Source organism: Flavobacterium aquidurense, from assembly GCF_031458035.1.
Taxonomy (GTDB): Bacteria; Bacteroidota; Bacteroidia; order Flavobacteriales; family Flavobacteriaceae; genus Flavobacterium; species Flavobacterium aquidurense_C.
The window spans coordinates 334,661-361,117 of the sequence record NZ_JAVDXR010000003.1 but is presented as its reverse complement, the minus strand read 5'-3'; the positions used below and the strand labels follow the sequence as shown (position 1 = coordinate 361,117).

At 34.2% G+C, this 26,457-nt stretch carries 25 protein-coding genes; 13 read left to right on the top strand and 12 right to left on the bottom strand.

Going from position 1 to position 26,457, the window contains the following annotated elements; translation table 11 throughout:
• The first annotated feature begins 121 nt into the window (after positions 1–121).
• Positions 122–1,621: a malate:quinone oxidoreductase gene (locus J2X17_RS07020; RefSeq protein ID WP_310296006.1), complete on the top strand. Its 1,500-nt coding sequence runs from the start codon at positions 122–124 to the stop codon at positions 1,619–1,621.
• A 224-nt stretch (positions 1,622–1,845) separates the two neighbouring features.
• Here J2X17_RS07020 and J2X17_RS07015 read toward each other — a convergent pair whose 3' ends face one another.
• Positions 1,846–4,068: an FUSC family protein gene (locus tag J2X17_RS07015; protein WP_310296004.1), complete on the bottom strand. Its 2,223-nt coding sequence runs from the start codon at positions 4,066–4,068 to the stop codon at positions 1,846–1,848.
• Between the two features lie 200 nt (positions 4,069–4,268).
• Here J2X17_RS07015 and def point away from each other — a divergent pair, with 200 nt between their 5' ends.
• From def to mazG, 3 genes are all read left to right on the top strand, one after another.
• Positions 4,269–4,859, top strand: a complete 591-nt coding sequence (gene def / locus J2X17_RS07010; RefSeq protein ID WP_310296003.1) for a peptide deformylase — start codon at positions 4,269–4,271, stop codon at positions 4,857–4,859.
• A 68-nt stretch (positions 4,860–4,927) separates the two neighbouring features.
• A complete protein-coding gene (locus J2X17_RS07005; RefSeq protein WP_310296001.1) occupies positions 4,928–5,413 on the top strand; it encodes a DUF5606 family protein in 486 nt (161 codons plus the stop codon).
• A 102-nt stretch (positions 5,414–5,515) separates the two neighbouring features.
• The gene (mazG, locus tag J2X17_RS07000) at positions 5,516–6,286 is read left to right on the top strand and encodes a nucleoside triphosphate pyrophosphohydrolase (RefSeq protein ID WP_310295999.1); all 771 of its coding nucleotides are present in this window, start codon (positions 5,516–5,518) and stop codon (positions 6,284–6,286) included.
• A 111-nt stretch (positions 6,287–6,397) separates the two neighbouring features.
• Here the strand turns inward: mazG and J2X17_RS06995 are convergent, their stop codons facing one another.
• Together J2X17_RS06995 and J2X17_RS06990 are read right to left on the bottom strand one after the other, a co-directional pair.
• Complete coding sequence (locus J2X17_RS06995; RefSeq protein WP_310295998.1) at positions 6,398–6,850, bottom strand: PepSY-like domain-containing protein; 453 nt, start codon at positions 6,848–6,850, stop codon at positions 6,398–6,400.
• Between the two features lie 241 nt (positions 6,851–7,091).
• A complete protein-coding gene (locus tag J2X17_RS06990) occupies positions 7,092–7,772 on the bottom strand; it encodes a Crp/Fnr family transcriptional regulator (RefSeq protein WP_310295996.1) in 681 nt (226 codons plus the stop codon).
• Between the two features lie 203 nt (positions 7,773–7,975).
• On the opposite strand from J2X17_RS06990, the gene J2X17_RS06985 reads away from it, so the two are divergent.
• The 8 genes from J2X17_RS06985 to J2X17_RS06950 all read left to right on the top strand — a co-directional run bounded on the left by J2X17_RS06985 (position 7,976) and on the right by J2X17_RS06950 (position 16,688).
• The gene (locus tag J2X17_RS06985; RefSeq protein WP_310295994.1) at positions 7,976–10,363 is read left to right on the top strand and encodes a heavy metal translocating P-type ATPase; all 2,388 of its coding nucleotides are present in this window, start codon (positions 7,976–7,978) and stop codon (positions 10,361–10,363) included.
• Between the two features lie 115 nt (positions 10,364–10,478).
• Entirely contained in the window at positions 10,479–10,670 is a 192-nt protein-coding gene (ccoS, locus tag J2X17_RS06980) for a cbb3-type cytochrome oxidase assembly protein CcoS (RefSeq protein ID WP_041517968.1), read from the top strand.
• 2 nt (positions 10,671–10,672) lie between these two features.
• Positions 10,673–12,859: a cytochrome-c oxidase, cbb3-type subunit I gene (gene ccoN, locus J2X17_RS06975; protein ID WP_310295991.1), complete on the top strand. Its 2,187-nt coding sequence runs from the start codon at positions 10,673–10,675 to the stop codon at positions 12,857–12,859.
• A 7-nt stretch (positions 12,860–12,866) separates the two neighbouring features.
• Entirely contained in the window at positions 12,867–13,061 is a 195-nt protein-coding gene (locus J2X17_RS06970) for a CcoQ/FixQ family Cbb3-type cytochrome c oxidase assembly chaperone (protein ID WP_310295989.1), read from the top strand.
• A gap of 1 nt (position 13,062) precedes the next feature.
• A complete protein-coding gene (locus tag J2X17_RS06965) occupies positions 13,063–14,004 on the top strand; it encodes a cbb3-type cytochrome c oxidase N-terminal domain-containing protein (protein WP_310295987.1) in 942 nt (313 codons plus the stop codon).
• A gap of 5 nt (positions 14,005–14,009) precedes the next feature.
• The gene (ccoG, locus tag J2X17_RS06960) at positions 14,010–15,428 is read left to right on the top strand and encodes a cytochrome c oxidase accessory protein CcoG (protein ID WP_310295985.1); all 1,419 of its coding nucleotides are present in this window, start codon (positions 14,010–14,012) and stop codon (positions 15,426–15,428) included.
• Between the two features lie 104 nt (positions 15,429–15,532).
• A complete protein-coding gene (locus J2X17_RS06955) occupies positions 15,533–15,982 on the top strand; it encodes a FixH family protein (protein ID WP_310295983.1) in 450 nt (149 codons plus the stop codon).
• A 4-nt stretch (positions 15,983–15,986) separates the two neighbouring features.
• Positions 15,987–16,688: a sulfite exporter TauE/SafE family protein gene (locus J2X17_RS06950; RefSeq protein WP_310295981.1), complete on the top strand. Its 702-nt coding sequence runs from the start codon at positions 15,987–15,989 to the stop codon at positions 16,686–16,688.
• Here the strand turns inward: J2X17_RS06950 and hemN are convergent.
• The 8 genes from hemN to prfB form a co-directional block, all read right to left on the bottom strand.
• Positions 16,685–18,049 carry an oxygen-independent coproporphyrinogen III oxidase gene (hemN, locus tag J2X17_RS06945; protein ID WP_310295979.1) on the bottom strand — a complete coding sequence of 455 codons (1,365 nt, stop codon included), beginning with the start codon at positions 18,047–18,049 and terminating at the stop codon, positions 16,685–16,687. The genes J2X17_RS06950 and hemN overlap by 4 nt on opposite strands.
• Positions 18,050–18,176: 127 nt before the next feature.
• On the bottom strand, positions 18,177–18,647 hold the full coding sequence (locus J2X17_RS06940) for a hypothetical protein (protein WP_310295977.1): 471 nt from the start codon (positions 18,645–18,647) through the stop codon (positions 18,177–18,179).
• Between the two features lie 106 nt (positions 18,648–18,753).
• Positions 18,754–19,101 carry a hypothetical protein gene (locus J2X17_RS06935; RefSeq protein ID WP_310295975.1) on the bottom strand — a complete coding sequence of 116 codons (348 nt, stop codon included), beginning with the start codon at positions 19,099–19,101 and terminating at the stop codon, positions 18,754–18,756.
• Positions 19,102–19,222: 121 nt separating this feature from the next.
• Positions 19,223–19,642: a DoxX family protein gene (locus J2X17_RS06930; protein WP_310295973.1), complete on the bottom strand. Its 420-nt coding sequence runs from the start codon at positions 19,640–19,642 to the stop codon at positions 19,223–19,225.
• Between the two features lie 307 nt (positions 19,643–19,949).
• Positions 19,950–21,578: an acyl-CoA carboxylase subunit beta gene (locus tag J2X17_RS06925; RefSeq protein WP_310295971.1), complete on the bottom strand. Its 1,629-nt coding sequence runs from the start codon at positions 21,576–21,578 to the stop codon at positions 19,950–19,952.
• A 302-nt stretch (positions 21,579–21,880) separates the two neighbouring features.
• Complete coding sequence (gene lpxD, locus J2X17_RS06920; protein WP_310295969.1) at positions 21,881–22,879, bottom strand: UDP-3-O-(3-hydroxymyristoyl)glucosamine N-acyltransferase; 999 nt, start codon at positions 22,877–22,879, stop codon at positions 21,881–21,883.
• A 356-nt stretch (positions 22,880–23,235) separates the two neighbouring features.
• Positions 23,236–23,682 carry a peptide-methionine (R)-S-oxide reductase MsrB gene (gene msrB, locus J2X17_RS06915; protein ID WP_310295967.1) on the bottom strand — a complete coding sequence of 149 codons (447 nt, stop codon included), beginning with the start codon at positions 23,680–23,682 and terminating at the stop codon, positions 23,236–23,238.
• A gap of 74 nt (positions 23,683–23,756) precedes the next feature.
• Positions 23,757–24,855 (bottom strand): peptide chain release factor 2 gene (gene prfB / locus J2X17_RS06910; protein ID WP_139256999.1). Its coding sequence is split into 2 segments (ribosomal slippage): positions 23,757–24,791 and positions 24,793–24,855, totalling 1,098 coding nucleotides; the frame shifts between segments, so codons are not numbered across the junction.
• Between the two features lie 151 nt (positions 24,856–25,006).
• On the opposite strand from prfB, the gene J2X17_RS06905 reads away from it, so the two are divergent.
• The gene (locus tag J2X17_RS06905) at positions 25,007–26,026 is read left to right on the top strand and encodes a threonine aldolase family protein (RefSeq protein WP_310295964.1); all 1,020 of its coding nucleotides are present in this window, start codon (positions 25,007–25,009) and stop codon (positions 26,024–26,026) included.
• Between the two features lie 98 nt (positions 26,027–26,124).
• Here the strand turns inward: J2X17_RS06905 and J2X17_RS06900 are convergent, their stop codons facing one another.
• Positions 26,125–26,445, bottom strand: coding sequence for a YbaB/EbfC family nucleoid-associated protein (locus J2X17_RS06900; protein WP_055098103.1), 321 nt, complete (start codon positions 26,443–26,445; stop codon positions 26,125–26,127).
• Positions 26,446–26,457 lie beyond the last annotated feature (12 nt).

Below are 26,457 nucleotides of genomic sequence, written 5' to 3'. Positions count from 1 at the left end.
AAAGCCGATTAAATTTACTTTTTTTAGAAAAATTTATAGTTTTCTAACTTTTATCATGCAAAAATTAGTTTTTTTTTGCGATTGAAAAAAGTACCTTTGCATTTTAAAACAAATTACTGTTATGCCTGACGAAACAATACGTTCAAATAGTGAAGTAGTACTTATTGGAGCTGGAATTATGAGTGCCACTCTTGGGGTAATTTTGAAAGAATTACAACCTGATATTAAAATTGAAATTTACGAAAGACTTGATGTCGCTGCAGCCGAAAGCTCGGACGCGTGGAATAACGCCGGTACGGGACATTCTGCTTTTTGTGAATTAAATTACACTCCCGAAAAGGCGGACGGAAGCATTGATCCTAAAAAAGCAATTAGTATTGCTGAATCTTTCGAGATTTCTCGTCAGTTTTGGTCTTATTTAGTACAGCAAAATAAAGTTCCATCTCCTGATAATTTTATCAAAAGCGTTCCCCACATGAGTTTTGTTTGGGGTGATAAAAACGTAAAATACCTTAAAAAGCGTTTCGAAGCTTTACAAAGCAATCCAATTTTTTCTCAAATGACTTTTAGTACAGATTTTGAGCAATTAAAAAAATGGATGCCACTTGTAATGGAAGGAAGAGCTTCTACAGATAAATTAGCTGCAACACATATGGAAATTGGTACCGATGTTAATTTCGGAGCCTTGACCAGAAGTATGTTCAATTATTTAGAAAAACTTGATGGTGTATCTTTACATTTCAACCATGAAGTAAAAAAATTAAGACAGCGTGAGGATAAGTCCTGGCGAATTAAAGTCACCGATTTATCTACAGGACAGAAAAGAAAAGCATATACCAAATTTGTATTTATTGGAGCCGGAGGAGGTTCATTGCCTTTGTTAGAAAAAGCAAATGTTCCCGAAGGAAAAGGCTACGGCGGTTTTCCTGTAAGCGGTCAATGGCTAAAATGTACCAATCCGGAAGTTATTGCTAAACATCAGGCTAAAGTTTATGGAAAAGCAAGCGTTGGAGCACCTCCAATGTCTGTTCCGCATATTGATACCCGTGTAATTGATGGCGAAAAGGCATTACTTTTTGGTCCTTTTGCAGGATTCTCAACTCGTTTCTTAAAGAACGGATCATATCTTGATTTGCCTTTGTCAATTAAAGCAAACAATTTAATTCCGATGCTTTCTGCTGGATATCACAATATTCCATTAACGAAATATTTAATAGAACAAGTGCGTCAGTCTCCAAAAGACCGAATGAATGCGCTTCGCGAATATTTGCCAACAGCACGTTCTAAAGACTGGAAATTAGAAAGAGCAGGACAACGTGTTCAGGTAATTAAAAAAGATGAAAAAGAAGGTGGGGTTTTAGAATTTGGAACAGAAGTTATTAATACACATGACGGAACTTTAGCAGTTTTATTAGGAGCATCTCCGGGAGCTTCAACTGCTGTTTCGATTATGATTGATTTAATCAACAGATGTTTTACAAATCAAATTAAAACACCGGAATGGGAAGCAAAAATGAAAAACATGATTCCTTCTTATGGACAGACTTTAAATGATAAACCAGAACTTTTGGAAAAACTAAGAAAAGAAACTTCTGAAGTTTTAAAATTGAGAAATAATTAATTCACATTTAACCCAATAGTCGCAAGTCAATCCCGATCCCGAAGCTTCGGGACGGGATAAAAGTCAAAAGGCGTTGTCAATATTGACTTTGCACACTTTTGAGTACACGATAAGGGTGAAAATAATGAGCGAAAGTCAGACAGTAAAGTACAGGACTTTAAAGACTTTATGACATTTGACGTGCGACTTTAAGGTTTTATATAAAAGCAACAAATCCAGATGAATTAATCTGGATTTGTTGCTTTTAGTTCTTTCGTGATTTTCAATATCTTCTCAGCAAGATTACTCATCCAGATCAATTGTTCAATAACCATTTGGGCTTCCTGCATTTTTGCCTGACGTGTTTCTTTATCCAAATCGTCATCTGTGGCCAGACGTTTAAAATTTACACGTTTCAATTCTTCAAATTGCAGCGTTACATCATCCTTATCAAAAAAGGTATCTGTGAGAATCGCTTCATTTTTTAAAATAGAAATCGACTGATCTAAATTTGATAATATCGTTTTTATAATATAATTGAATGATTCTGAGGCTGATGTTGTTTGGTGTGACTGAATATAGGTCGACAATGATGCCAAAGCGGATAGTATCGAATGATTCAAAACTACCAATTTATTAACCAAAGGCAGTGTTTTTTGCTTCGATTTTGGTTCCTGCATCATACGCTGAAAAGACGTCATCAAGTTGCCAATTTCTACAAACGCATTTTTTCTGGCTAATTTGTATGAAGTAGGAACATCTCCTTTTTTATTATAATAATCAGCAATTTCTCTCAGATAATTTCGGTTGGCGCGAATCGAATTTTCGATATGTATTGGCGTATTGATGAATTCCCATGCCGGCCACAAAAACTGATTGGCGAGGAAAGCCAAAATTGCACCTGCAAGTGAATCTAAAATTCGAAACTGAATTACTTCGACAACATTTGGAGTGAGGATTCCGTAAATAAAAACCACATACATGGTTACAAAAGTCGCACTGATTTTATAATTTATCTGCGTAAATGCAATACCCAAAAGCATAAATACAATAGAGAAAATACTCAAGACAACATGATTCTGAACTACCGATACAATTCCGAAAGCGAGTAATCCTCCCAAAATAGTTCCGAAGATTCTATTATAAGAACGCTCTTTAGTTAATCCGTATCCCGGCCGCATGATTACGACGATTGTCAATAAAATCCAATAAACATTTTGAAACGGGAGAATTTTTCCAATCATAAAACCTATCAGAATAGTAATAGTCATTCTTACGGAATGTCTGAAAATAGAAGATGAAAAACTTAAGTTTTCAATCATCGTGCGCAATGGATAATATTGAGGCGTCAGGAATTTTTCAAGTTCTTTATCCTTATCTTTCAGTTTATAAGACTGCATGGCAAGAGAGAGAGCACGCTGAATAATTTTTATTTTACCAACCTGATTTTTAGCATATTTCAGCATGTTTGTCAGCATCAAAACACCTTCTGACGCTTCATCCTTGCCTAAGTTTTTTTCATAATCAAAAATGGCAAATTCCAAGGCTTCCAATTCATTTTTTAAATCATTTTTGTCGACATAAACCGCAATATGATGAACGTTTTTTGAAAGCTTTTTTAAGGTCGAAGCCAATTTATAGGCCACATTTTGATAGGTTCGAAGCACTTCCGGATGTTTAGAAAATTTCTCATGAAGTTTACTGTGATCAAATGAAGTATATAAAGCAAGTTCCTGAATTTCAACCAGCGTAATAAAAACCAAAAGCATTTTTCGGTTTTGTGTAGTTGTTCCCGAAGTACTTTGATTCCCAATCAGCATTTTTCTTAAATCTTCATGAATCAAATTCAATTCGACCTGAATAGCCAATTGTTTTTCGATAATGGTTTCCCGATTTGCGTCAGGATGCCATAAATCACCTCTTAATTTCAGGTATTTTGCAGTTAATTTTATTCCTTCGGCAATTTGTAATTCTACATATTTATAAGGTTGTATAATGTGAAATACCAATGATACAATCAGATATAAAATTCCTCCGATGAAAATAAAACCTGAGTATTCAAAAGCTTCCCAGCCTTCATGCAAATGCCCAAATGATAATGAAATTGATAATAAAGCAGAAAATGATACTAATGTAGCACGTTGCCCGTAAACCGATATCATAGAGCATAAAAACAATAAAAATCCTAAGAAGGGATAAAATAAATAAGGATAAGGATAGGCAAGATTTACTAATAAATTAGCTCCGGAAACTATAAATGATGCTACAATAAGCCCTTTTATTTTGTGACTTAATGAACTCGGAATATCGCTGGGATAGGTATAAAAAGCACCTAACGCAATCGTAAATCCTATTTCAAAATGTCCAAAAAAGTTTAAAATCAGCACAGGAACGACAGAAGCAATAGTTACTTTTGATGCGTTTAAGAAAGAAGTACTGTTGGTGAATTTCGAGATACGATCAAACATATATTGCGGTTTACTAACAAAGGTAAGAATTGTACGAATTAATTTGGCATAATTATGGCTGAGATTTTAACAGAGAGACAAAAAATGCGATATAATATGTTGTTTAGAATTATTCATTGACTATTTTTTACTATTTTTGCCAGCTGAATTATGAGAACTAATTTCAGGATTTTCAGTAGATAAAACATAAAATAATACAAATGATTTTACCAATTGTAGGATATGGTGATCCTGTTTTAAGAAAAGTGGGTGAGGCAATTACGCCAGAATATCCAAACTTAAAAGAAACAATAGCAAACATGTATGAAACCATGTACAACGCATATGGTGTTGGACTTGCTGCGCCGCAGGTAGGAATGGCAATTCGTTTGTTTGTAATTGATACGACTCCTTTTAGTGATGATGAAGATTTACCTTCAGAAGAGCAAAAAGATTTAAAAGGTTTCAAAAAAACTTTTATCAATGCTAAAATTGTTAAAGAAGAAGGTGAGGAGTGGAGTTTTAACGAAGGATGCCTAAGCATTCCTGATGTTCGTGAAGATGTTTACAGAAAACCAACCGTAACGATTGAATATTGCGAAGAAGATTTTGTAATGAAAACGGAAGTTTTTGATGGTTTAATTGCAAGAGTAATTCAACACGAATACGACCATATTGAGGGTATTTTATTTACTGATAAAATATCTTCTTTGAAAAAGCGTTTGATTCAAAAGAAATTGAAAAACATTACAGAAGGTAAGACTTTTCAAGAGTACCGAATGAAATTTGCTGCCGCAAAAAAAGGAAGATAAATATTCTAAATTATTTAGAATCGAAGAAATATAAATAAATCAAATTCTTAATACTAATTTTAATAAACATGAATTTAGAGAAAATTTTAGCCATTTCTGGGAAACCAGGATTATATGTATTGAAGGTTCAAACTCGTACAGGTTTTGTGGCAGAATCATTGACAGATGGAAAAAAAATCACAGTAAACTTAAAAAGTAATGTAAGTTTATTGTCAGAGATTTCAATTTATACATACGAAGGTGAAAAACCTTTGACAGAAGTAATGCAGCGTATTGCTGTTAAAGAAAACAAAGGTCAGGCGATTTCTCATAAAGAAGACAATGCTACATTGACAGCTTACTTTAAAGAAATTTTACCAGAATATGATGAAGAAAGAGTTTACCCTTCTGATATTAAAAAAGTATTAAACTGGTACAACACACTTGAAGCTAAAGGATTGGTTACTGATTTAGCTCCGGCTCCATCAGAAACTGCTGAAGAAGCTCCGGCTGCGGAAGAGAAACCAAAAAAAGCTCCGGCTGCTAAAAAAGCAAAAGCTAAAAAAGAAGAATAGTAGTTTTACATTCAAATTATATTAATCCTGTTGAGATGTTTTCTTGACAGGATTTTTTACTTTTACATTTATTCGGTTTCAATCCCAAAAAAACTTCACAAAATGAGCAAAGAACTTCAACTTAAGGCTTTCGAAAGATTATTAATTATTATGGATGAACTTCGTGAGCAATGTCCATGGGATAAAAAGCAAACACTGCAGACACTTAGGCATCTCACAATCGAAGAGACTTATGAATTAGGTGATGCTATTTTAGACAATGACCTAAACGAAGTTAAAAAAGAACTTGGAGATTTATTATTGCACATCGTTTTTTACGCAAAAATTGGCTCTGAAACGAATGATTTTGATATGGCAGATGTCTGCAACGAAATTTGTGATAAACTAATTCATCGTCATCCTCATATTTATAGTGATACTGTTGTGAAGGACGAAGAAGAAGTTAAACAAAATTGGGAAAAATTAAAACTGAAAGAGGGAAAAAAATCAGTTTTGGAAGGTGTTCCGAGAAGTTTGCCTGCATTAGTAAAAGCAAGCCGAATTCAGGACAAAGTAAAAGGTGTTGGTTTTGACTGGGAAGAACCACATCAGGTTTGGGATAAGGTTCAGGAAGAATTAGAAGAACTTCAGGAAGAAGTAAAATCTGGCGATCAGGATAAAATTGAAGCCGAATTTGGAGATGTTTTATTCTCCATGATTAATTATGCCCGATTCTTAAATGTAAATCCAGAAGATGCTTTAGAGCGAACCAATAAAAAATTCATTAAGCGTTTTCAATACTTAGAAAGCAAGGCAGATCAGTTAGGAAAACCGTTAATGGATATGACGCTTGCCGAGATGGATGTGTTTTGGAATGAAGCAAAAAAGTTGTAGATGTTGACTTTGAAAAAAACTAAACACTATTTTCTTTTATTCTTGAAAAGAAAATAGCGTTAGTTAGTTTAATAATTTCTTCTTGAAATTTAAAAATATTTTTAGGTAATTTTAATCGTCTATTCTTGAAAACTTACCATTTTTGTCAAATTTAAGTTCCAAATCATTTAATAATGTTACTTTATATCCTGCTTTAAAATATTCTGTTTCTTTATCTATTTTTTCTACTTTTTGATTTTTATAGTTTTTACTTATATAGTCGGAAATTCCTTTAGGTAAGACAGAGTTGGGTATGACATTCTTGTTACCGTCGATTTCTTTCCAATTTCCTTTTTTATCAAATTCTATTTTCGTTCCACCCGAAAGCATCGCTTTATAATCAATGCTCATTATATCCTTGTCTTTGATTATATATGAGGTTGACTGTCCTTTAAAATTGGTAATTATAAAATTTTGAGCAGGTGCAGGAAGCTCTTTGAAAGTAATATTCGTTTTTTGAGCGCTAACTGCATATGATGCTGTTAAGAATAGGAATGTAAAAAATAATTTCATTTTTGTTTTCATAGTATAAATTTTAAAGATTTAAATGTTTGATATAATATATTTTAGTTGTGTGAAATTTTATATGCTTTCACAGTTGAAAAATATAATAATTCAATTATTAAACAGACTTAAATAAGTCTTAAAAATATTACACTAAGACATTTTTTTTATCTTATACTAATCATTTATTGTTGAAAAACTATTAATAGATATGACGCTTGCCGAGATGGATGTGTTTTGGAGTGAAGCAAAAAAACTGTAATTATTCAGCTAATTTTTTTAATGCTTTTACATCTTTAAGAATAATTTTTTTACCAACTAATTCAATAAGTTCAAGCTTATTTAAGTCGGATAATAAACGAATACAACTTTCAGTTGCTGTTCCTATCATTCCGGCTAATTCTTCTCTTGTCAGTTGAACTTTTAATGTTTTGTCTGGGTTTTCTCCAAAAGCATCATGCAAATGCAATAATGTTTCGGCTAAACGTTGTTTTACAGTTTTTTGGACCAAAGCAATTTTATCGTTTTCAGATTCCTTCAAATCTTCACAAACAGACTGCATTAATTTCATCGAAAACTGATTGTTAGTATTAAAGAAACCAATGATCTCGGATTTCGGAATAAAGCAAACTTCCATGTCAGCAACGGCTTTTGCAGTTAAGTTGGCCGGTTCGTTACTAATCATAGAGCGCTGCCCTAAAAGCTCTCCTGATTTTACCAGTTTTACAATTTGGTCCTTTCCATTGGCACTTAATTTAGAAAGTTTTCCAACGCCGTCTTTTACGCAGAAAACACCGTTTGTAACTTCCCCTTCTTCAAAAATAGCTTCTCCTTTTTTAATTTTATAAGTCGTTTTACTATTGGCTAGTTTTATTACTTCCTCTTTATTTAAAGCATTTAAAGAAGTTAGCTGACGCACGATACATTGGTCACATTTATTCATGACAAAGATAATTTTAGGCAAAATTAACCATTATTCATTATCTTCAGGGATATAATTTCAGAAAAAACGTAAGAAAAATTATAGTACCGTAATTTGCCTTTTTTATTTTAGTAAATTAGAATCATAATTTAGCCAAACGTGATAAATGTCATATTTATAGTCTAGTGCAATCACAAACTTTGTACAAGTTAAAAAAACAAATTATGAGTGACCAAGGTTGTTTTCATTGTGGATTGACCATAATTAAAAATGAAGAAATCAATTTTGATGGTAAAAAGTTTTGCTGTAATGGCTGCAAAACGGTTTACGAAATTTTCAGTCTTCATGATTTGACCTGTTATTATGATTTTGAAAAATCACCCGGTGCCACTCCGCAAGACATTCAGGGGAAATATGATTTTTTAGAAAACGAAACGATTCTTTCAAAAGTATTAGAATTTCAGGAAGGAAATACCGCTATAGTTTCTTTAAATATTCCACACATACATTGTAGTTCTTGTATCTGGATTCTCGAAAATCTAAACCGAATTCAATCTGGTATTAGTATTTCGCAAGTTAATTTTCCAGAGAAAAGAGTCCGAATCACCTTTAATTCTGATGTTGTTTCACTTAAATCAATAGTTTATCTTTTAAGTTCGATTGGGTATGAGCCTTATATCAGTCTGGAAAATTACGAAACAGGTAAAAACAATGTAGACAGAAGTCTGACTTATAAATTGGGCGTCGCTTTCTTTTGTTTTGGAAATATTATGCTTTTGTCATTTCCGGAATACTTCGAAATCAAGGAGTTTTGGTTAGACAATTACAAGCCATTTTTTAGGATTTTAATATTTTTATTGGCCTTGCCGAGTTTTTTATATTCCGCTAGTGGTTATTATGTTTCGGCCTATAAGAGTATAAGATCAAAAATGCTGAATATCGATATTCCGATTGCTTTGGGAATTATCGTAATGTTCGTTCGTAGTACTTTTGATGTTGTAATGGATTATGGATCAGGTTTTTTTGATAGTTTGACAGGATTGGTTTTCTTTATGCTTCTCGGAAAAATGTTCCAAATAAAAACATACAGCTTTTTAAGTTTTGAGAGAGATTTTAAATCTTATTTTCCAATTGCGGTCACTAAAATCAATAATAATACCTCTGAAGAAAGTGTTCCGATTTACGATGTTTTAAAAGGAGACAGATTACTAATAAGAAATCAGGAATTAATTCCCGTCGATGGAATTTTAATTAGCGAAAAAGCCGAGATTGACTATAGTTTTGTGACAGGAGAAGCAGTTCCAATTACCAAAAAATCAGGAGATAAAGTTTTTGCAGGAGGAAAGCAAATTGGGAAAGTGATCGAAATGGAAGTTTTGCATTCGGTTTCACAAAGTTATCTGACGCAGTTGTGGAGTAATGAAATTTTTCAAAAGAATGTTGATCAAAAGCACAAAACAATTACAGACAAAATCAGTCGATATTTTACTCCTATATTATTATTGATTGCTTTTGCTGGTTTCGGATATTGGATATTTTTTGATGCTAATACAGCATTTAATGTTTTTACCGCAGTTTTGATAGTTGCCTGTCCTTGTGCACTGGCTCTTACGGCACCGTTTACTTTCGGAAACATCCTCCGAATTATGGGTAAGCAGAAAATGTATCTAAAAAATGCTTTAGTAATTGAACAATTAGCTAAAGTGGACACCATTGTTTTTGATAAAACCGGAACCATCACCACCAATAAAAAATCGAGTATTATTTATGAAGGAAATCCTCTTTCTGATGAGAATTATGCGTTGATTAAAAATGTTTTACGTGCTTCAAATCACCCTTTGAACCGAATGTTATATGATTTTCTTCCAGATTATCATCGAATAAAAATGGAAGATTTCCAGGAAATTACGGGAAAAGGAATATTGGCTTTGACCGAAAATCAAACAATTAAAATTGGTTCAGCTGAATTTGTTGGCTGCCCGGATTTGGATTCATCGGAAATCGGGAAAACGGCACTTCATATTAGAATCGGCGATGTGTATTATGGTCGATTTAATTTTCAAAATCAATATAGAGATGGTCTTGCAACGTTATTTTTAAAACTGAGTAAAAATTACCAAATAAAAGTGCTCTCAGGGGATAACGATGGAGAGAGATCTAATCTTGAAGCAATTTTACCAAAAGGCACCGAACTTGTTTTCAATCAGAAACCAGAACAGAAACTGGAATTCATTAAAAAACTTCAGGAAAAAGGACAAAATGTAATGATGGTGGGTGACGGTTTGAATGATGCGGGAGCTTTGGCACAAAGCAACGTCGGAATATCTATTTCTGAAAATGTCAATGTATTTTCACCCGCTTGCGATGCTATTTTGGATGCTAGTGAATTCTCGAGATTGGACTATTTTTTAAGGTTATCACATAAATCTATTTGGATCATTAAAATGAGTTTTGTTTTGTCATTGCTTTATAATATTGTTGGACTTTCCTTTGCAATTACAGGCAATTTACTTCCTCTTGTTGCGGCAATAATTATGCCTTTAAGCACGATTACAATAGTTAGTTTTGTTACGTTGATGTCTAACTATTTCAGTAACAGTAATTTAAAATGATTATAAATAATTTATAAATAAATTTTTATTAAATTTAACTTAAGTCTTTGAATATGATAATTGTCATATTTTAAACGGCTGCAATCTTCTAATTTTGTTAACATAAATTTAGGGTATGAGTGTGATTTATCTACTAATTTCAGTTAGTATTTTCGTAGCAATTGGGTTCTTTATTGCTTTTATCGTAGCTGTCAAATCAGGACAATACGATGATGATTATACACCTTCCGTCAGGATGCTTTTTGACGACGAAACCAAAATTACTCCCCAGAATAATAATTCACCAACAGAAGAAAAACAAGTATAATTATGGAAATGGAACAGTTTTATTACGACAACAAAATTGTAAAAAAATTCATTTACGCCACTATTCTTTTTGGAGTAGTAGGTATGTTAGTGGGACTGACCCTTGCGGTTATGTACCTTTTTCCCAACATAACTGACGGAATTTCATGGCTAAGTTATGGACGACTTAGGCCGTTACATACCAATGCCGTTATTTTTGCCTTTGTAGGGAATGCTTTTTTTGCAGGTTTGTATTACTCTTTACAAAGATTACTGAAAGCGAGAATGTTTAGTGACTTTTTGAGCAACTTACATTTTTGGGGTTGGCAGTTAATTATTGTTGCTGCAGCTATTACATTACCATTAGGTTATACTTCTTCAAAAGAATATGCCGAGTTAGAATGGCCAATTGATATTGCTATTGCCATAATTTGGGTGGTAATGGGTATCAATATGATTGGTACAATGATACGCCGAAGAGAAAGACATTTATACGTTGCCATTTGGTTTTACCTGGCCACATTTGTTACGGTTGCAGTTTTGCATATTTTCAATAATATAGAATTGCCGGTTTCAGCGTTAAAAAGTTATTCTGTTTATGCAGGAGTGCAGGATGCCTTGGTACAATGGTGGTACGGTCACAATGCAGTTGCATTTTTCCTTACAACTCCATTTTTAGGTATGATGTATTACTTTGTTCCGAAGATCGCAAATCGTCCAATTTACTCCTATAGATTATCTATTATTCACTTTTGGTCTTTAATCTTTATTTATATCTGGGCTGGTCCTCATCACTTATTATATTCTGCTCTGCCAAATTGGGCTCAAAATTTAGGTGTTGTGTTTTCAATAATGCTCATAGCACCATCTTGGGGAGGTATGATCAACGGACTTTTAACGCTAAGAGGTGCCTGGGATAAAGTTCGTGAAGAGCCAGTTTTAAAATTCTTTGTTGTTGCAATTACCGGTTACGGAATGGCAACTTTTGAAGGTCCTATGCTTTCATTTAAAAATGTAAATGCCATTGCGCATTACACAGACTGGATTATTGCACACGTACACGTAGGTGCTTTGGCATGGAACGGATTTATGTCGTTTGGGATTATTTATTGGTTGATTCCTAGAATGAGCAAAAGCTCTTTATTCTCAAAGAAACTAGCCAATTTCCATTTCTGGATTGGGACTTTAGGAATTATTTTATATGCATTGCCAATGTATGTTGCAGGTTTTCAACAGGCTTCAATGTGGAAACAATTTAACCCTGACGGAACTTTAACTTATGGTAATTTCCTTGAAACAGTAACAGCCATTATGCCTTTATACTGGATGAGAGCGATTGGAGGTACTCTATATTTGGTTGGAATGCTGGTATTGGTTTATAATATCATAATGACAATAAAAGTTGGTGATCCTATTGAAGATGAATTGGCTCAGGCTCCGGCATTACAAAGAATCAGTAGTCATAGACTTAGTGGAGAAAAATTCCATACGTGGTTAGAAAGGAAGCCAATTCAGTTGACCATTCTTGCTACAATTGCAATTTTAATTGGAGGCGTTATTCAAATTGTACCAACACTAATAATTAAATCAAATATTCCGACGATTTCAAGTGTAAAACCATATACACCGCTAGAACTTGAAGGACGTGATTTGTACATAAGAGAAGGTTGCGTAGGCTGTCACTCACAATCAGTTCGTCCGTTTAGAAGTGAAGTAGAACGTTATGGACCACAATCTAAAGCAGGGGAATTTGTATACGATCATCCATTTTTATGGGGGTCAAAACGTACAGGTCCTGATTTGCTAAGAGTAGGTGGAAAATACAATGATAACTGGCATTTTAATCATATGTGGAATCCACAAAGTACATCAGCAGGTTCAATTATGCCGGGTTACAAATGGTTATTTGATAATAAACCACTGGATATTTCCCTAACTCAAAAGAAAATGGAAGCGATGGTTACGCTTGGTGTTCCGTATTCCAAAGATGACATTGCAAGTGCTCAAAAAATATTGAGAACTCAGGCGCTAACAATTGAGAAAAGCTTAGAAAATGATCCTGATTTTGTAAAAAGTTATGAGGATAGCAGAAAAAAAGCTGCTGCTAGAGGCGAAAAATTTGTTCCGATGAATGAAAGAGAAATCGTTGCGCTAATCGCATACATTCAAAGATTAGGAACTGATATAAAAGTAAAAGAGACTTCTAAATGATAATGCTATGTTTGAACAGATAAAACACAATATGGAGAACATTTCGGGTATTGAAATTTACCCGATTCTCTCTCTACTGATTTTCTTTTTCTTTTTTGTGGGATTAGGCTTTTGGGTATTCTCATATAAAAAAGACAAGATTAAAGAAATGAGTGAAATTCCTTTAGAGGAAGAGCTAAGTATAATCTCAAAAGATAAATAGCATGAAAAAATTTTTCCCAGTATATGTAAGAGTCCCATTGATTTTTTTCATAGGTTTTGGTTTATTGGAATATTTTATTGATTCCGGATCTCAGCCAGCTTTTATAAAATACCCAATGGTATCTGTCTTTTTGTTTGTCTTTTTATTCATTCTGATTGCAATCGAGATTACAATGAATGCGGTTAATCGCGTTATGTATCAATTGTTATCACCGGAAGAAAAAGCAAAAGCAGATTATGAAGAGAGTCTGAGTTTGCAGGAAAGTACCTGGTACAAAGACTTAATTCATAAACTGACTAAAACGGAACCTATAGAAAAAGAAGGTGAGTTATTAATGCACCATGATTATGACGGAATTAAAGAGTTAGATAATAATTTGCCGCCATGGTGGGTTTACTTGTTCTATATTACAATAATTTTTAGTGTCGTATATCTGGCCCGTTTTGAAGTTTTTGGCGCCGATGATCAGGAAACCGAGCTTAAAAAAGAAATGGCTCAGGCAAAAATTGATGTAGATGAATATCTTAAAACTGCTCCGGATTTAATGGATGAAAAAACGGTTGTTTTGCTTACCGACAAAGATAATTTAGAAGCTGGAAAAGAAATTTTTACAACCAATTGTGCAGCCTGTCACAGAGCAGATGCAGGAGGACAAATTGGACCAAACCTTACAGATAATCATTGGATTTTAGGTGGTGGAATTAAAGAAGTTTTCCACACCATCACAAACGGTGGTCGTGACGGAAAGGGAATGGTTTCCTGGAAAGCTAACGGTTTAAAACCGAAAGAGATTCAAAAAGTAGCCAGTTATATTTTGTCGCTGCAGGGAAGTAATCCTAAAGACCCAAAAGAACCTGAAGGAGAAGTTTGGGTAGGTGAAAGCGCTCCAAAAACGGATGCCGCAACAAGTAAACCAAAAGATAGTACAGAAGTTAAAAAATAAAAATCATGTCAAATTTACCAGACGAAGCTTTTAGAGATACCATAGGAACTATTGATGAAGGCGGTAATCGAAAATTTATTTTCCCTAAAAAACCGTCTGGTAAGTTCTATGAATATCGAAAAATAGTCAGTTATGTTTTGTTGGCTATTTTAGTTGCTAATCCGTTTATAAAAGTAAACGGCAACCAATTCATGATGTTTAATGTTTTGGAACGCCGTTTCAATATTTTTGGATTTCCGTTTTGGCCGCAGGATTTTTACCTGTTTGTAATATCGATGCTCGTCGGTGTTGTCTTTGTGATTTTGTTTACCGTTGTTTTTGGAAGAATATTTTGTGGATGGATTTGTCCGCAGACTATTTTTTTAGAAATGGTTTTCCGCCGAATTGAATATTGGATTGATGGTGATCGCGGTGCACAATCACGTTTGGCGCGTCAGGAATGGAATTCAGAGAAAATCAGAAAAAGACTCATCAAATGGACTATTTTCTTTTTGATTTCTTTCGGAATCGCTAATGTTTTTTTAGCCTATTTAGTGGGTAGTGATACCTTATTTTTAATGATCGAAGAAGGGCCTATTAAGCAATCCAGCAATTTTATAGCGCTTCTTATTTTTACAAGTGTATTTTATTTTGTCTTTGTCTGGTTTCGGGAACAGGTTTGCATTATTGCTTGTCCTTACGGCAGATTGCAAGGTGTTTTATTAGATAATAAATCAATTAATGTTGCTTACGATTTTGTTCGTGGAGAGAAAGAAGAAGGCCGTGCAAAATTCAATAAAAAAGAGGACAGAGCAACCACCGGCAAAGGAGATTGTATCGATTGCCATCAATGCGTACATGTTTGCCCAATGGGAATTGACATCAGAAACGGAACTCAGTTAGAATGTACAAACTGTACCGCTTGTATAGATGAATGTGATGCTATAATGGAAACCATTGGTTTGCCCAAAGGACTAATTCGTTATGCTTCTGAAGATGAAATAGCCAAGAAAGAACCTTTCAGATTCACCGCCAGAATGAAAGGTTACACCGCTGTTTTATTCATTTTATTAAGCGTTTTTGTCGGAATGCTGTTTTTAAGAACCAATGTTGAAGCTATAATACTGCGTTTGCCAGGACAATTATTTCAGCATAAAGGAGAAAAAATTAGTAATGTTTATACGTATAAAATTGTCAATAAAACGATGAATGACTATAATGATATTCATTTTGAATTGATTGATCAGAAAGGGGAAATTAAAAATGTTGGAAAAGAACATTTCAAAATCCAGAAAGAAGGCATTTCGCAAGGAACATTATTTATAGAAATAGATGAAGTTCTTTTAGAAAGTGATAAAACCAAAGTTAAAATTGGTGTTTACAACGGTAAAGATTTGCTTGAAACCACATCAACAAACTTTTTAGGTCCGCGAAGTTTTAATTAGAAAATTACAGTATCATGAAATCGCCACTATAAAGCTTTGTGAAACAAAAACAAATAATAATAAGCGATACCATATTTGACAACTAACAAATAAAATTTACAATTATGAAAATAAATTGGGGAACCGGAATTGTCATTGCTTTTGGATTATTCATGAGCTTTATTTTATACTTTGTTTTTGAGGTACAATCCAACAGCAAATATGATAATGATTTGGTTGTAGAAGAATATTATAAATACGATTCGCATTTTCAGGAGGAGATGGCACGTATTCAAAATGCACATGATTTGCAACAGAAACCTATAATTGCGTTTAATAAGGAAGGCGTTAAGGTTAGCTTTCCAGCTTCTTTTGAAAGCGATAAAATAAAAGGGAATGTATTATTATATCGTCCTTCAAATAAGAAATTCGATTTTAATACAAAGATAGCAGTGGTAAATTCTAATTTGTTAATTCCTAAAAGCAAATTAATTAAAGGACGTTGGGATGTCAGTATGGAATGGCAGTATGAAGGGAAAAAATACCTGACAAAAGAAGTGATTTACGTAAACTAACACAATGTTATATTCTGCTTTCATATTAGGTTTAATTAGTAGTCTGCACTGCATAGGAATGTGTGGTCCAATTGCTATGATGCTGCCTGTAGATCATCAGAATGAAGCAAAAAAAGTAACACAGATTATTACGTATCATTTGGGCAGATTGACCGCTTATGGCACAATAGGATTAATTTTTGGATTATTAGGAAGAGGATTCTTTTTGGCCGGTCTGCAACAGAAAATGTCTATCTTCATTGGTTTGGCAATGATACTTGTGGTTTTGATTCCGGAGAGCGCTTTTTCAAAATATAATTTTTCGAAACCTGTTTATAAAATCATCTCAAGAATAAAATCGAATTTAGGAAGTCAGTTTAAAAATAAAAGTTACAAATCTCTTTTTACTATTGGATTATTAAATGGATTCCTGCCTTGCGGAATGGTTTATGTTGCCTTATTTGGAGCAATTGCCATGCAAAGCGCCAGTTTTGGAGTTTTGTATATGCTTTTATTCGGAATAGGAACTATGCCTTTAATGACGATAGTAGTTTATATTCATTCTTTAATCAAACTGCCTTTTAGAAATAAAATTCAAAGAGCCATTCCGTACGTTGCCGTAATTATTGGTGTTTTATTTATCCTCAGAGGCTTAGGCTTAGGAATTCCATATGTTTCCCCTTCAAATATGAGTTTGTTTGTACAATCGACTCCTAATTGCCATTAAACTGTCATCGAAAACAAATTTGTTTCCGGTGATTTTCTTTTTAAATGCAAATCAAAAGCCATACAAATATTACGGACAAATGGTTTTCCGGCTTCAGTAATTCTAATTTTATTTTCGGCAATTACAATTAAATTATCTTTTTCTAATTCCCTTAAATCAGCAATTACATTTTCAACATCTTCAAAATAAAGATTTTCTTTTGTCCATGACGTTTCAAATTCGCAAGTTAGGTTTAGAATGTGTTTTCGGATAATTAAATCTTCATCATTTAGAATATGACCTTTTACAATCGGCAATTTGTCCCATTCTAATAATTGGTAATAATCTTCCAAACTCTTAGTGTTTTGAGCAAAACTATACCAGCTATCACTTATTGAAGAAACGCCGAGGCCAATCATAAGTTGTGTTTTAGAAGCACTGTAGCCCATGAAGTTTCTGTGTAGCTTATTTGTTTTTGATGCTTTGAATAAACTATCAGATTCTAAAGCAAAATGATCCATGCCAATCTCGTGATAGCCATTTTTAGAAAGTAATTTTTTTCCAGTTTCGTATAATTTTCGTTTTTCAACATCTTTTGGAAGATTCTCTTCATTATAGCCGCGTTGTCCGTTTCCTTTAATCCAGGGTACGTGGGCATAGCTGTAAAAAGCCAGACGATCTGGTTTAAGTGAATATGTTTTTTCGACAGTATCAACGACATCGTCAACGGTTTGAAAAGGAAGGCCAAAAATTATATCGTGACCAATCGAGGTATAACCAATTGCTTTAGCCCAAAAAGTTACTTTTGCTACATTATGAAATGGCTGAATTCTATGAATCGCTTTCTGAACTTTCTCAGCATAATCCTGAACACCAAAACTTACTCGGCGAAAGCCTAAATCATATAACTTTTGAAGCTGTTCGTAAGTGGTATTGTTAGGATGTCCTTCAAAACTAAATTCATATTGATCAGCTTTATTTGCAAAGCTAAAAATACCGTTGATAAGCGCTTCTAAATTGTTTTTTGAAAAAAATGTTGGAGTTCCTCCGCCTAAATGAATTTCTTTTATCAGAGGTCTTTCCGGTAATAATTTGCAGTACAAACGCCATTCTTTTAAAAGTGCCTTTATATAGGTTTCTTCGACAGAATGATTTTTAGTAATACGTTTGTTGCAGCCACAAAAAGTGCACATGCTTTCGCAGAAAGGCAAATGAATGTATAAACTAATTCCGTTTTGAGAGTTGCTTTCTTTGAATGCTTTTTGAAAAGTTTCAATCCATTTTTGGTCGGAAAATTCGGCTTCATTCCAATACGGAACTGTTGGATAACTGGTATATCTTGGGCCGGGAACGTTGTACTTCTGAATCAATGAAATTTTCATAAAAAAGCATTTTTGGATATTTCAAAAGTACTTCCATATCTCAAAATATAAAATGATAAATGTCATAGTACAGCATAAAAAAAGAGACCCAAAAATGAGTCTCTTCTCCTGAATTAAATAACTAACACTAAATAGAATCCTGAATGATTTTAAGCCATTTTTTCGCAAACTGATGATCTTGATACGCACTGATCTGCTTGATGCGGTCGTCGTCAAAATCGTAGAATGGAATTGTTATTTTTTTAGAAGTTTCCCTACTCTGAAAATCAAAATCAATTTTGAGAATGGTATCTGAATTTCCGTCAGTCGTCAAAATTAATTTGCAGGATGAAACCGTTCTTAAATCGACAAAAGTTGATTCTTGTTGGTTTGGATTGAAATTCATCAAAATGAATTTTCTATGTTTTTGGTCAATTGTCAGCGTTTTATTGCTTTGGGATTCGGTCAAATCAAAATCTTCAGGATGATTTGGATTGAATTTCTTTTTAATAGTCAGAATTTTAGATTTGTTCGCAGCGCTCGATCGTGCCGAAAAATAAATAGGAATGGCTACTATGATAGCGATCACAATACCAATAATGGTTACACTCGTTTCCATGTTTTTAAATTTGATAAATGAAATGAAATAGTAAACAGTTTTCTGAAAGAAAACGGTTAAATTGTTTGGGAAGAAATGAATTCTTCGAACTAAATTTCAGTATTATCTACCAGAAAAAATGGAAAGGGTAGAGCAGGAGTAAGACTTTCTTGCTCTGAGTCGAAAATTGATTTGCAAAGTTTGATGCAGATTCGGCAACCTGATGTTGAGGAACTGCAACTAATAAGGAACCAAACCATTTGATGATTCCGGCATGGTTTGTTTTGATGTTTGCCGCAAACTGGTAACTTGCCCGTGGCTGTATAAAAGCCAGTGAATCTGAGTAATCTTTAGAAAAATTGGTTTCTGTATTTTGACTCTCGGTATTTTGCACAGCACTGTTGCTTTCTTGAGATACAAAAAAGGCAAGGATCAAAAGTGATACAAAAATGACGGTTTTACGAATCCAATCCATGTTGGCGAATTTAGTTCATAAAACACAATTAAAGAAATTATGAAGTGCTAATTACTTCTTAAAATTAATTTTATTGTAATATCCTCAACTTTTATCGGGAAGAGTTGAGGATAAATTTGGGTTATTGTTGCATTTTGAAGTAATAATCAGCGGAATGTTTTCCTCCTCCGTAAAATAAGAAGAAGATGCAAAGTAATAATACTATTGCTAAAATTAGGCTTTCAGAGTGCATATGTCCCATAAAATTAACGAGGACGGCACCAAAAAGAATTGGTAATTGAGCTGCAATAGCCCAGCGGGTGAGTAGCCCAAAAACAATCATTATTCCTCCAATCATGTGGGCTGGAGCGATATAATGCAAAAGAAACATGCCGCCGCCATAATGATCAATAGGAGAAATTAAATCATGTAAATACTGAACATTCGTTACAAATGAAACTCCTTTCATAAATAAAAAAACGCCCAATACAATACGTACTAAATCTACTGGTAAATAAGTGTGCGTATTTGCCCATTTATTCAAACTTTTTACATTTTCCATGATACTACGTGATTAAAAATAATATACTAAGTTACTAATTTTTAATGATATATTTATTTTAAGTATCTGAAAATAAGTTTTTTACTATTTATTTAACGTATTTTGAGGATTCCTGAAATTAATTTAAACCCAAAAGTCACAAGTCGATTCCGATCACGAAGCTTCGGGACGGGATAAAAGTCAAAAGGCGTTGTTAATATAGACCTTGCACACTTTTTGAGTACACTATAATGGTGAAAATAAAATGAGAAGGTCAGTAAATGCACGACTTTAAAAACTTTATGACATTTGACTTTCGACTTTAAGGTTAAACCTGAATAACGCCTAAGTTAAATGCTTTTTGAATTGGCGCATGATTTGCAGCTTCGATTCCCATAGAAATCCAGGTACGCGTATCAAGAGGATCAATGATGGCATCTGTCCATAATCTTGAAGCGGCATAATAAGGTGAAGTCTGTTCGTCGTAACGTGCTTTTATTTTATTGAAAAGCTCGGTTTCTTTTGCTTCGTCAATGATTTCTCCTTTCGCTTTAAGCGAAGAAGCTTCAATTTGCGCTAGTACTTTTGCGGCCTGTGTTCCGCCCATTACGGCAAGTTCTGCACTTGGCCACGCAAAAATTAATCTCGGATCATAGGCTTTTCCGCACATGGCGTAGTTTCCTGCGCCATAAGAATTTCCGACAATAACAGTAAATTTTGGAACGACAGAATTACTAACGGCATTTACCATTTTAGCACCATCTTTTATAATTCCGCCGTGTTCAGATTTTGATCCAACCATAAAACCGGTCACATCCTGTACGAAAACCAATGGAATTTTCTTTTGATTACAATTAGCAATAAAGCGCGTGGCTTTATCCGCGCTATCAGAGTATATGACACCTCCAAATTGCATTTCGCCTTTTTTTGTTTTCACGACTTTTCTTTGGTTGGCAACAATTCCAACAGCCCAGCCATCAATTCGTGCATATCCAGTGATTATAGTTTGTCCATAACCATCTTTGTAAGGTTCAAATTCAGAATTATCAACAAGACGATTAATGATTTCCATCATATCGTATTGTTCGTTTCTGGCTTTTGGCAAGATTCCGTAGATATCCTTTGGCTCTAAAGCAGGTTTTTCAGCTTTGATTCGGTTATAGCCCGCTTTATCAAAATCACCTATTTTATCGACAATATTTTTTATTTTATCTAAAGCGTCTTTATCATCTTTGGCTTTATAATCGGTCACACCAGAAATTTCGCAATGCGTTGTGGCTCCTCCTAAAGTTTCATTATCTATGGTTTCGCCAATAGCAGCTTTCACCAAATAACTTCCCGCAAGGAAAATACTTCCGGTTTTATCGACAATTAAAGCTTCGTCGCTCATAATTGGCAAATAAGCACCTCCTGCAACACAACTTCCCATGACAGCAGCAATTTGAGTAATTCCCATGCTGCTCATTTGCGCATTGTTCCTGAATATGCGCCCAAAATGTTCCTTATCCGGGAAAATCTCATCCTGAAGTGGTAAATATACTCCGGCACTATCAACCAAATATATAATAGGCAACCTGTTTTCCATGGCAATTTCCTGAGCGCGGAGGTTTTTCTTTCCTGTTATCGGAAACCATGCTCCGGCTTTGACCGTTGCATCATTGGCAACAACAATGCATTGTTTTCCTCGAATATATCCTATTTTGATTACGACACCACCAGACGGACAACCGCCATGTTCTGCATACATTCCTTCACCAACAAAACCACCGATTTCAATACTTTTCGAATTCTCATCCAATAAATAATCAATGCGTTCACGAGCCGTCATTTTACCTTCGGCGTGTAATTTTTCAATACGTTTTTCGCCTCCGCCCAATTTTACTTTGGCAAATTTTTGTTTTAATTCAGAAAGTAAGAGTTTATTGTGATCTTCGTTTTTATTGAAGTTTAAATCCATAAGAAATTGATTTTTTTACAAAATAGTGTTGGCTAATTTACAAAATCAATTGAAATCCACACCATAATTATGATCTTCGGATTAAATAAATAACATATTTCTACCAATTTAAAGGCTCTTTGTTTTTTAAATAAATGAAACACCTTTTTTTGACCGCAAAGTCTATGTTTTTATGTGTTTAATTAATTTCAGCGAACGGCGAAATGAATTGAATATTGAAGTTTCTCTAACTATTAGACCAAAAAAAACAGAAGCGAACTTCTGTTTTATATATATATATATATATATTTAAAATCATACGATTATTTTTTGGACTCGCAAACCATTCGTTTTAAAATTGCCCATTGTTTCAATGCATCACGAGCTTCAACAGCAGGATATCCAAGCATTGTTTTTCCTGCAGGAACATCACCCGTTACACCAGATCCCGCGCCAACAATTGCACCATCGCCAATTGTAGTGTGATCTTTTATAGAAGCGCTTCCGCCAATGATAACACCATTTCCTAAAGTTACTGAACCTGCTAAACCACTATTTCCGGCCATTATACAAAACTTACCTAATTTACTATTATGTCCAATCTGAACTAAATTATCGATTTTACAGCCATCTCCAAGAACCGTCGAGCTGAATTTTCCGCGGTCTACACAAGTATTAGCGCCAATTTCAACTCCGTTACCGATAATTACATTTCCAATTTGTGGAATTTTTACCAGACCTTTTTCACTACACGGGCGAAATCCGAAACCATCTGCTCCAATAGTGGCATTTGGATGAATAATACAATCGTTACCAATATGACAACGCTCGCGAACTACTGTCCCTGACCAAATAATAGTGTTTTTTCCGATTGTAGATTCATCTAAAATTGTGACATTTGGATAAATTGTAGCATTTGCGCCAATTTCAACTTTTGGACCAATATAACAACCAGCTCCAATTCGTGCATTTTCGCCAATAATAGCCGTTTCGTCAACAATTGCTGACTTATGAATGTTATTATGAAAGATTGGAGTAGGAGGTGCAAAAAGAGCCAATATTTGTGACATGGCTAAATCGGCATTTTTCACTTTAATGAAAGCACGATTTTCTCCTGGTTCTATCGAAATATCTTCATTTACAACGGCAATAGATGCATTTGATGCTAACCAGTATTTTTCATATTTTTTATTTCCTATAAAAGAAATTTCAGAAGTGGTAGCTTTTTCTAATTGTTCTGTTGCAGTTATACTTTGTGAAGTAGAGCCGTAAATTACTCCATTGATCACTTCGTTAATTTCTTGAATTGAATAAGATCTCATTTAATGTATTTAATAGAATTTAGTGGTATTTTTTGCCAAATAAACTCAATTAGATTCTAATTACCTAATATTTTTTTGATGATTATTGAAGTATATTTAAAATAATAGTTTAAATATTACAAAATTAACATTTTAGCTATTAATTTATTACTAGTTCTTTAATTTCTGCTTAGACGGCTGATACAGAGAAACCTAGACAGATAGGTATTATATTTAGGTAAATACAAGTTAGAAGGCTAAATTTAATTAATTGATAGGTAGTAACTTACATTTTTTATAATATAGAAGTCTAATAATCAGCGTAAAAAAGAAAGCGATTCACTTTTTTTGTCAAAAGGAATCGCTTTTATAAATGTTTATTCTTTTATTTTGGATAATGAAATGGCATTAATACAATATCGTAATCCGCTTGGACCGGGGCCATCAGGAAAAACATGTCCGAGATGCGCGTCGCAGGTATTGCAAACAACTTCAACCCGAATCATTCCGTATGATTTATCAGCATGATAAGCAATCGCATTTTCTTTGATGGGTTGGGTAAAAGAAGGCCAGCCAGTTCCTGATTCAAATTTTTCAGAAGCATCAAAAAGCAAAGTGCCACAGCATTTACATTCATAGATTCCGGGATCAAATAAACTGCAAAGTTCAGAACTAAAAGATCTTTCGGTACCTTTTAATCGTGTTACCTGATATTCTTCAGGAGTTAAGATTTGTTTCCATTCATCTTCCGATTTCTCCACTCTTTTTTCGGGAGTTGGATTTCCTTTGTTTGTAAAATGAATTACATCTGCCCATTTGATCATAACTATTTTTGTTTCAAGTTTAAGGTTTCAAGTTTAAGTCCCAGTAACTGAAGACTGCGACTGAACACTGATAACTATTCTTCTTCCTTTTGTCCCATCATCATTAAAAATGCTTTTAAGAATGGGTCAATGTTTCCGTTCATAACACCATCAACATCGCTGGTTTCATAACCGGTACGAACATCTTTTACTAATTTATAAGGCTGCATAACGTAATTACGGATTTGCGAACCCCATTCGATTTTCATTTTTCCGGCTTCGATATCAGCACGCTGTGCTTGTTGTTTTTTCAGCTCGATTTCATATAACTGAGAACGCAACATTTGCATGGCTCGCTGTCTGTTATCTTGCTGAGATCTTGTTTCAGAACATTGAATCTGAATTCCGGTTGGTTTGTGTACCAATTGAACTTTGGTTTCTACCTTATTTACGTTTTGTCCTCCGGCACCACTAGAGCGCGAAGTTGTAATTTCGATGTCGGCAGGATTAATGTCAATTTCGATACTATCATCAACAAGCGGATACACGTAAACTGATACAAATGAAGTATGACGTTTCGCATTACTGTCAAAAGGTGAAATTCGAACCAATCGATGCACGCCATTTTCTCCTTTTAAATATCCAAAAGAATAATCTCCTTCAAATTCCAAAGTCACGGTTTTAATACCGGCAACCTCGCCTTCCTGAAAGTTCAGTTCTTTTATCTTGTAGCCATAACTTTCTCCCCACATCATGTACATACGCATTAACATTCCGGCCCAGTCACAACTTTCGGTTCCACCTGCTCCGGCAGTAATTTGTACCACGGCGCTTAAACTGTCACCTTCGTCAGAAAGCATGTTTTTAAACTCGATGTTTTCAATATGATCCTGAGTTGTCTTGTAATGCTCGTCTAATTCTTCTGCAGAAAGTTCCCCTTCTTTATAAAAATCATACGCCAATTGCAATTCATCAGTAAGCTCGATTGCTTTGTTATAATCTTCGATCCATTTTTTCTTGTTTCGAAGGTTTTTTACAATAACTTCAGCTTCTTTTGCATTGTTCCAAAAGTCGGGTGCGAAGGTTTTTTCTTCTTCGTTGGCAATTTCAATTAGTTTGGCATCAACGTCAAAGATACCTCCTCAACGCACCAAGGCGCTCCACAATACCTTTTATTTGTTCGGTAGTTGTCATAAATTAATGATAGTTTTATATGTTTTTTATAAATATTACGTTAATTTGGTTGCTGTGTTCTTTACAAGTTAAAATTTACTAAAACTTGCTGAGAATAACAAACAGTAATACGTAATTTTGTTGCACAAAAATAAGATATAGTTTTTAGAATATGGAAATAAATTTAATTAGCGATACCATTACCAAGCCTACACTCGAAATGTTGCAGTATATGTTTAATGCTCAGGTTGGAGACGATGTATATAAACAGGATCCTACAGTTATCGAGTTAGAAACAAGAGTTGCTGAATTTTTTGGTATGGAAGCGGGACTTTTTTTTCCGTCAGGAACTATGGCTAATCAAACGGCAATTAAACTGCATACACAGCCGGGAGAGCAATTAATTGCCGATAAATATGCACATGTTTACCATTATGAAGGAGGAGGGGTTTCTTTTAACAGCGGCGTTTCCTGCTGTTTAGTAGATGGTGATCGCGGAATGATAAATGCAGCACAGGTTGCAGCAGCTATTAACGATCCGGAGTTTTATCACAGTCCGTTAACGAGTTTGGTTTGTGTTGAAAATACAACTAATAAAGGCGGAGGTGCCTGTTATGAATTAGAAGATTTAAGAGAAATAAAAAAGGTTTGTGATGCTAATAATCTGAAATTCCATTTAGATGGAGCCAGAATTTGGAATGCATTGGTTGCAAAAAGACAAAATCCGAAGGAATTTGGGGCTATTTTCGATACTATTTCGGTTTGTTTATCAAAAGGATTAGGCGCTCCAATTGGTTCAGTTTTATTAGGAAGTAAAGCTGATATTCACAGAGCGTTGAGAATCAGAAAGATACTTGGTGGAGGAATGCGTCAGGTGGGTTATTTGGCTGCGGCTGGATTGTATGCTTTGGCAAATAATATCGAAAGGTTAGCGGAAGATCATCGCAGAGCCAAAGAAATTGCAGCAGTTTTAAGCACCAAACCATGGGTGTCAGCAATAGAACCCGTTGAAACTAATATTTTAATTTTTTCGCTTTCAGAAGGTTACAGCGATCAGCTTTTGATAGAAAAATTAAAACAGAAAAATATTTTAATAAGCTCGATGGGGCATAACAAACTTCGTATCGTAACACACTTAGATTACAAAGAAGTAATGCACACATATGTGATTGAAACGCTTCAGAAGTTTTAGGAAGAGGTACAAAGAGGCAAAGGTTCAAAGGGACAGAGGTTTTATTCGCAATAAAAAAAACCTTTGTCCCTTTGAACCTTTTTTAAAACCTTTGAGCCTTATTTAAATAAATTATCCATTCCCGGAATCATCGGCATATCCATTTTTGCAACGGCGTCAAGCTCTTGTTCGTTAACGCTTGTCGCTTTTTCAATAGCTTTATTCAGGGTTACAATTAAGTAATCTTCCAGTTGTTCTTTGTCTTCTAATAAAGAATCATCAATTGAGATAGATTTTACTTTTCTATTAGCAGTTAGTGTCACTTTCAATAATCCGTCAGCGCTTTGTTCATCAATTAAAACTGTATCTAAACGCTTTTTTGTATCTTCAATTTTTTGTTGGGTTTCTTTAAGTTTACCCATCATTCCCATTAAATCCATTTTGTTGATTTT

What these genes read in the sequence shown, in the direction of transcription:
- def (WP_310296003.1), top strand. Translation starts at nt 4,269, where the DNA reads ATGATTTTACCAATTGTAGGATATGGTGATCCTGTTTTAAGAAAAGTG.
- msrB (WP_310295967.1), bottom strand. Translation starts at nt 23,682, where the DNA reads ATGATCAAATGGGCAGATGTAATTCATTTTACAAACAAAGGAAATCCA.
- J2X17_RS06900 (WP_055098103.1), bottom strand. Translation starts at nt 26,445, where the DNA reads ATGGATTTAATGGGAATGATGGGTAAACTTAAAGAAACCCAACAAAAA.
- J2X17_RS06935 (WP_310295975.1), bottom strand. Translation starts at nt 19,101, where the DNA reads ATGGATTGGATTCGTAAAACCGTCATTTTTGTATCACTTTTGATCCTT.
- J2X17_RS06985 (WP_310295994.1), top strand. Translation starts at nt 7,976, where the DNA reads ATGAGTGACCAAGGTTGTTTTCATTGTGGATTGACCATAATTAAAAAT.
- J2X17_RS07005 (WP_310296001.1), top strand. Translation starts at nt 4,928, where the DNA reads ATGAATTTAGAGAAAATTTTAGCCATTTCTGGGAAACCAGGATTATAT.
- J2X17_RS07020 (WP_310296006.1), top strand. Translation starts at nt 122, where the DNA reads ATGCCTGACGAAACAATACGTTCAAATAGTGAAGTAGTACTTATTGGA.
- ccoG (WP_310295985.1), top strand. Translation starts at nt 14,010, where the DNA reads ATGTCAAATTTACCAGACGAAGCTTTTAGAGATACCATAGGAACTATT.
- J2X17_RS06990 (WP_310295996.1), bottom strand. Translation starts at nt 7,772, where the DNA reads ATGAATAAATGTGACCAATGTATCGTGCGTCAGCTAACTTCTTTAAAT.
- J2X17_RS06995 (WP_310295998.1), bottom strand. Translation starts at nt 6,850, where the DNA reads ATGAAAACAAAAATGAAATTATTTTTTACATTCCTATTCTTAACAGCA.
- ccoS (WP_041517968.1), top strand. Translation starts at nt 10,479, where the DNA reads ATGAGTGTGATTTATCTACTAATTTCAGTTAGTATTTTCGTAGCAATT.
- J2X17_RS06970 (WP_310295989.1), top strand. Translation starts at nt 12,867, where the DNA reads ATGTTTGAACAGATAAAACACAATATGGAGAACATTTCGGGTATTGAA.
- hemN (WP_310295979.1), bottom strand. Translation starts at nt 18,049, where the DNA reads ATGAAAATTTCATTGATTCAGAAGTACAACGTTCCCGGCCCAAGATAT.
- J2X17_RS06950 (WP_310295981.1), top strand. Translation starts at nt 15,987, where the DNA reads ATGTTATATTCTGCTTTCATATTAGGTTTAATTAGTAGTCTGCACTGC.
- J2X17_RS06940 (WP_310295977.1), bottom strand. Translation starts at nt 18,647, where the DNA reads ATGGAAACGAGTGTAACCATTATTGGTATTGTGATCGCTATCATAGTA.
- J2X17_RS07015 (WP_310296004.1), bottom strand. Translation starts at nt 4,068, where the DNA reads ATGTTTGATCGTATCTCGAAATTCACCAACAGTACTTCTTTCTTAAAC.
- J2X17_RS06965 (WP_310295987.1), top strand. Translation starts at nt 13,063, where the DNA reads ATGAAAAAATTTTTCCCAGTATATGTAAGAGTCCCATTGATTTTTTTC.
- J2X17_RS06925 (WP_310295971.1), bottom strand. Translation starts at nt 21,578, where the DNA reads ATGGATTTAAACTTCAATAAAAACGAAGATCACAATAAACTCTTACTT.
- J2X17_RS06930 (WP_310295973.1), bottom strand. Translation starts at nt 19,642, where the DNA reads ATGGAAAATGTAAAAAGTTTGAATAAATGGGCAAATACGCACACTTAT.
- ccoN (WP_310295991.1), top strand. Translation starts at nt 10,673, where the DNA reads ATGGAAATGGAACAGTTTTATTACGACAACAAAATTGTAAAAAAATTC.
- lpxD (WP_310295969.1), bottom strand. Translation starts at nt 22,879, where the DNA reads ATGAGATCTTATTCAATTCAAGAAATTAACGAAGTGATCAATGGAGTA.
- mazG (WP_310295999.1), top strand. Translation starts at nt 5,516, where the DNA reads ATGAGCAAAGAACTTCAACTTAAGGCTTTCGAAAGATTATTAATTATT.
- J2X17_RS06955 (WP_310295983.1), top strand. Translation starts at nt 15,533, where the DNA reads ATGAAAATAAATTGGGGAACCGGAATTGTCATTGCTTTTGGATTATTC.
- J2X17_RS06905 (WP_310295964.1), top strand. Translation starts at nt 25,007, where the DNA reads ATGGAAATAAATTTAATTAGCGATACCATTACCAAGCCTACACTCGAA.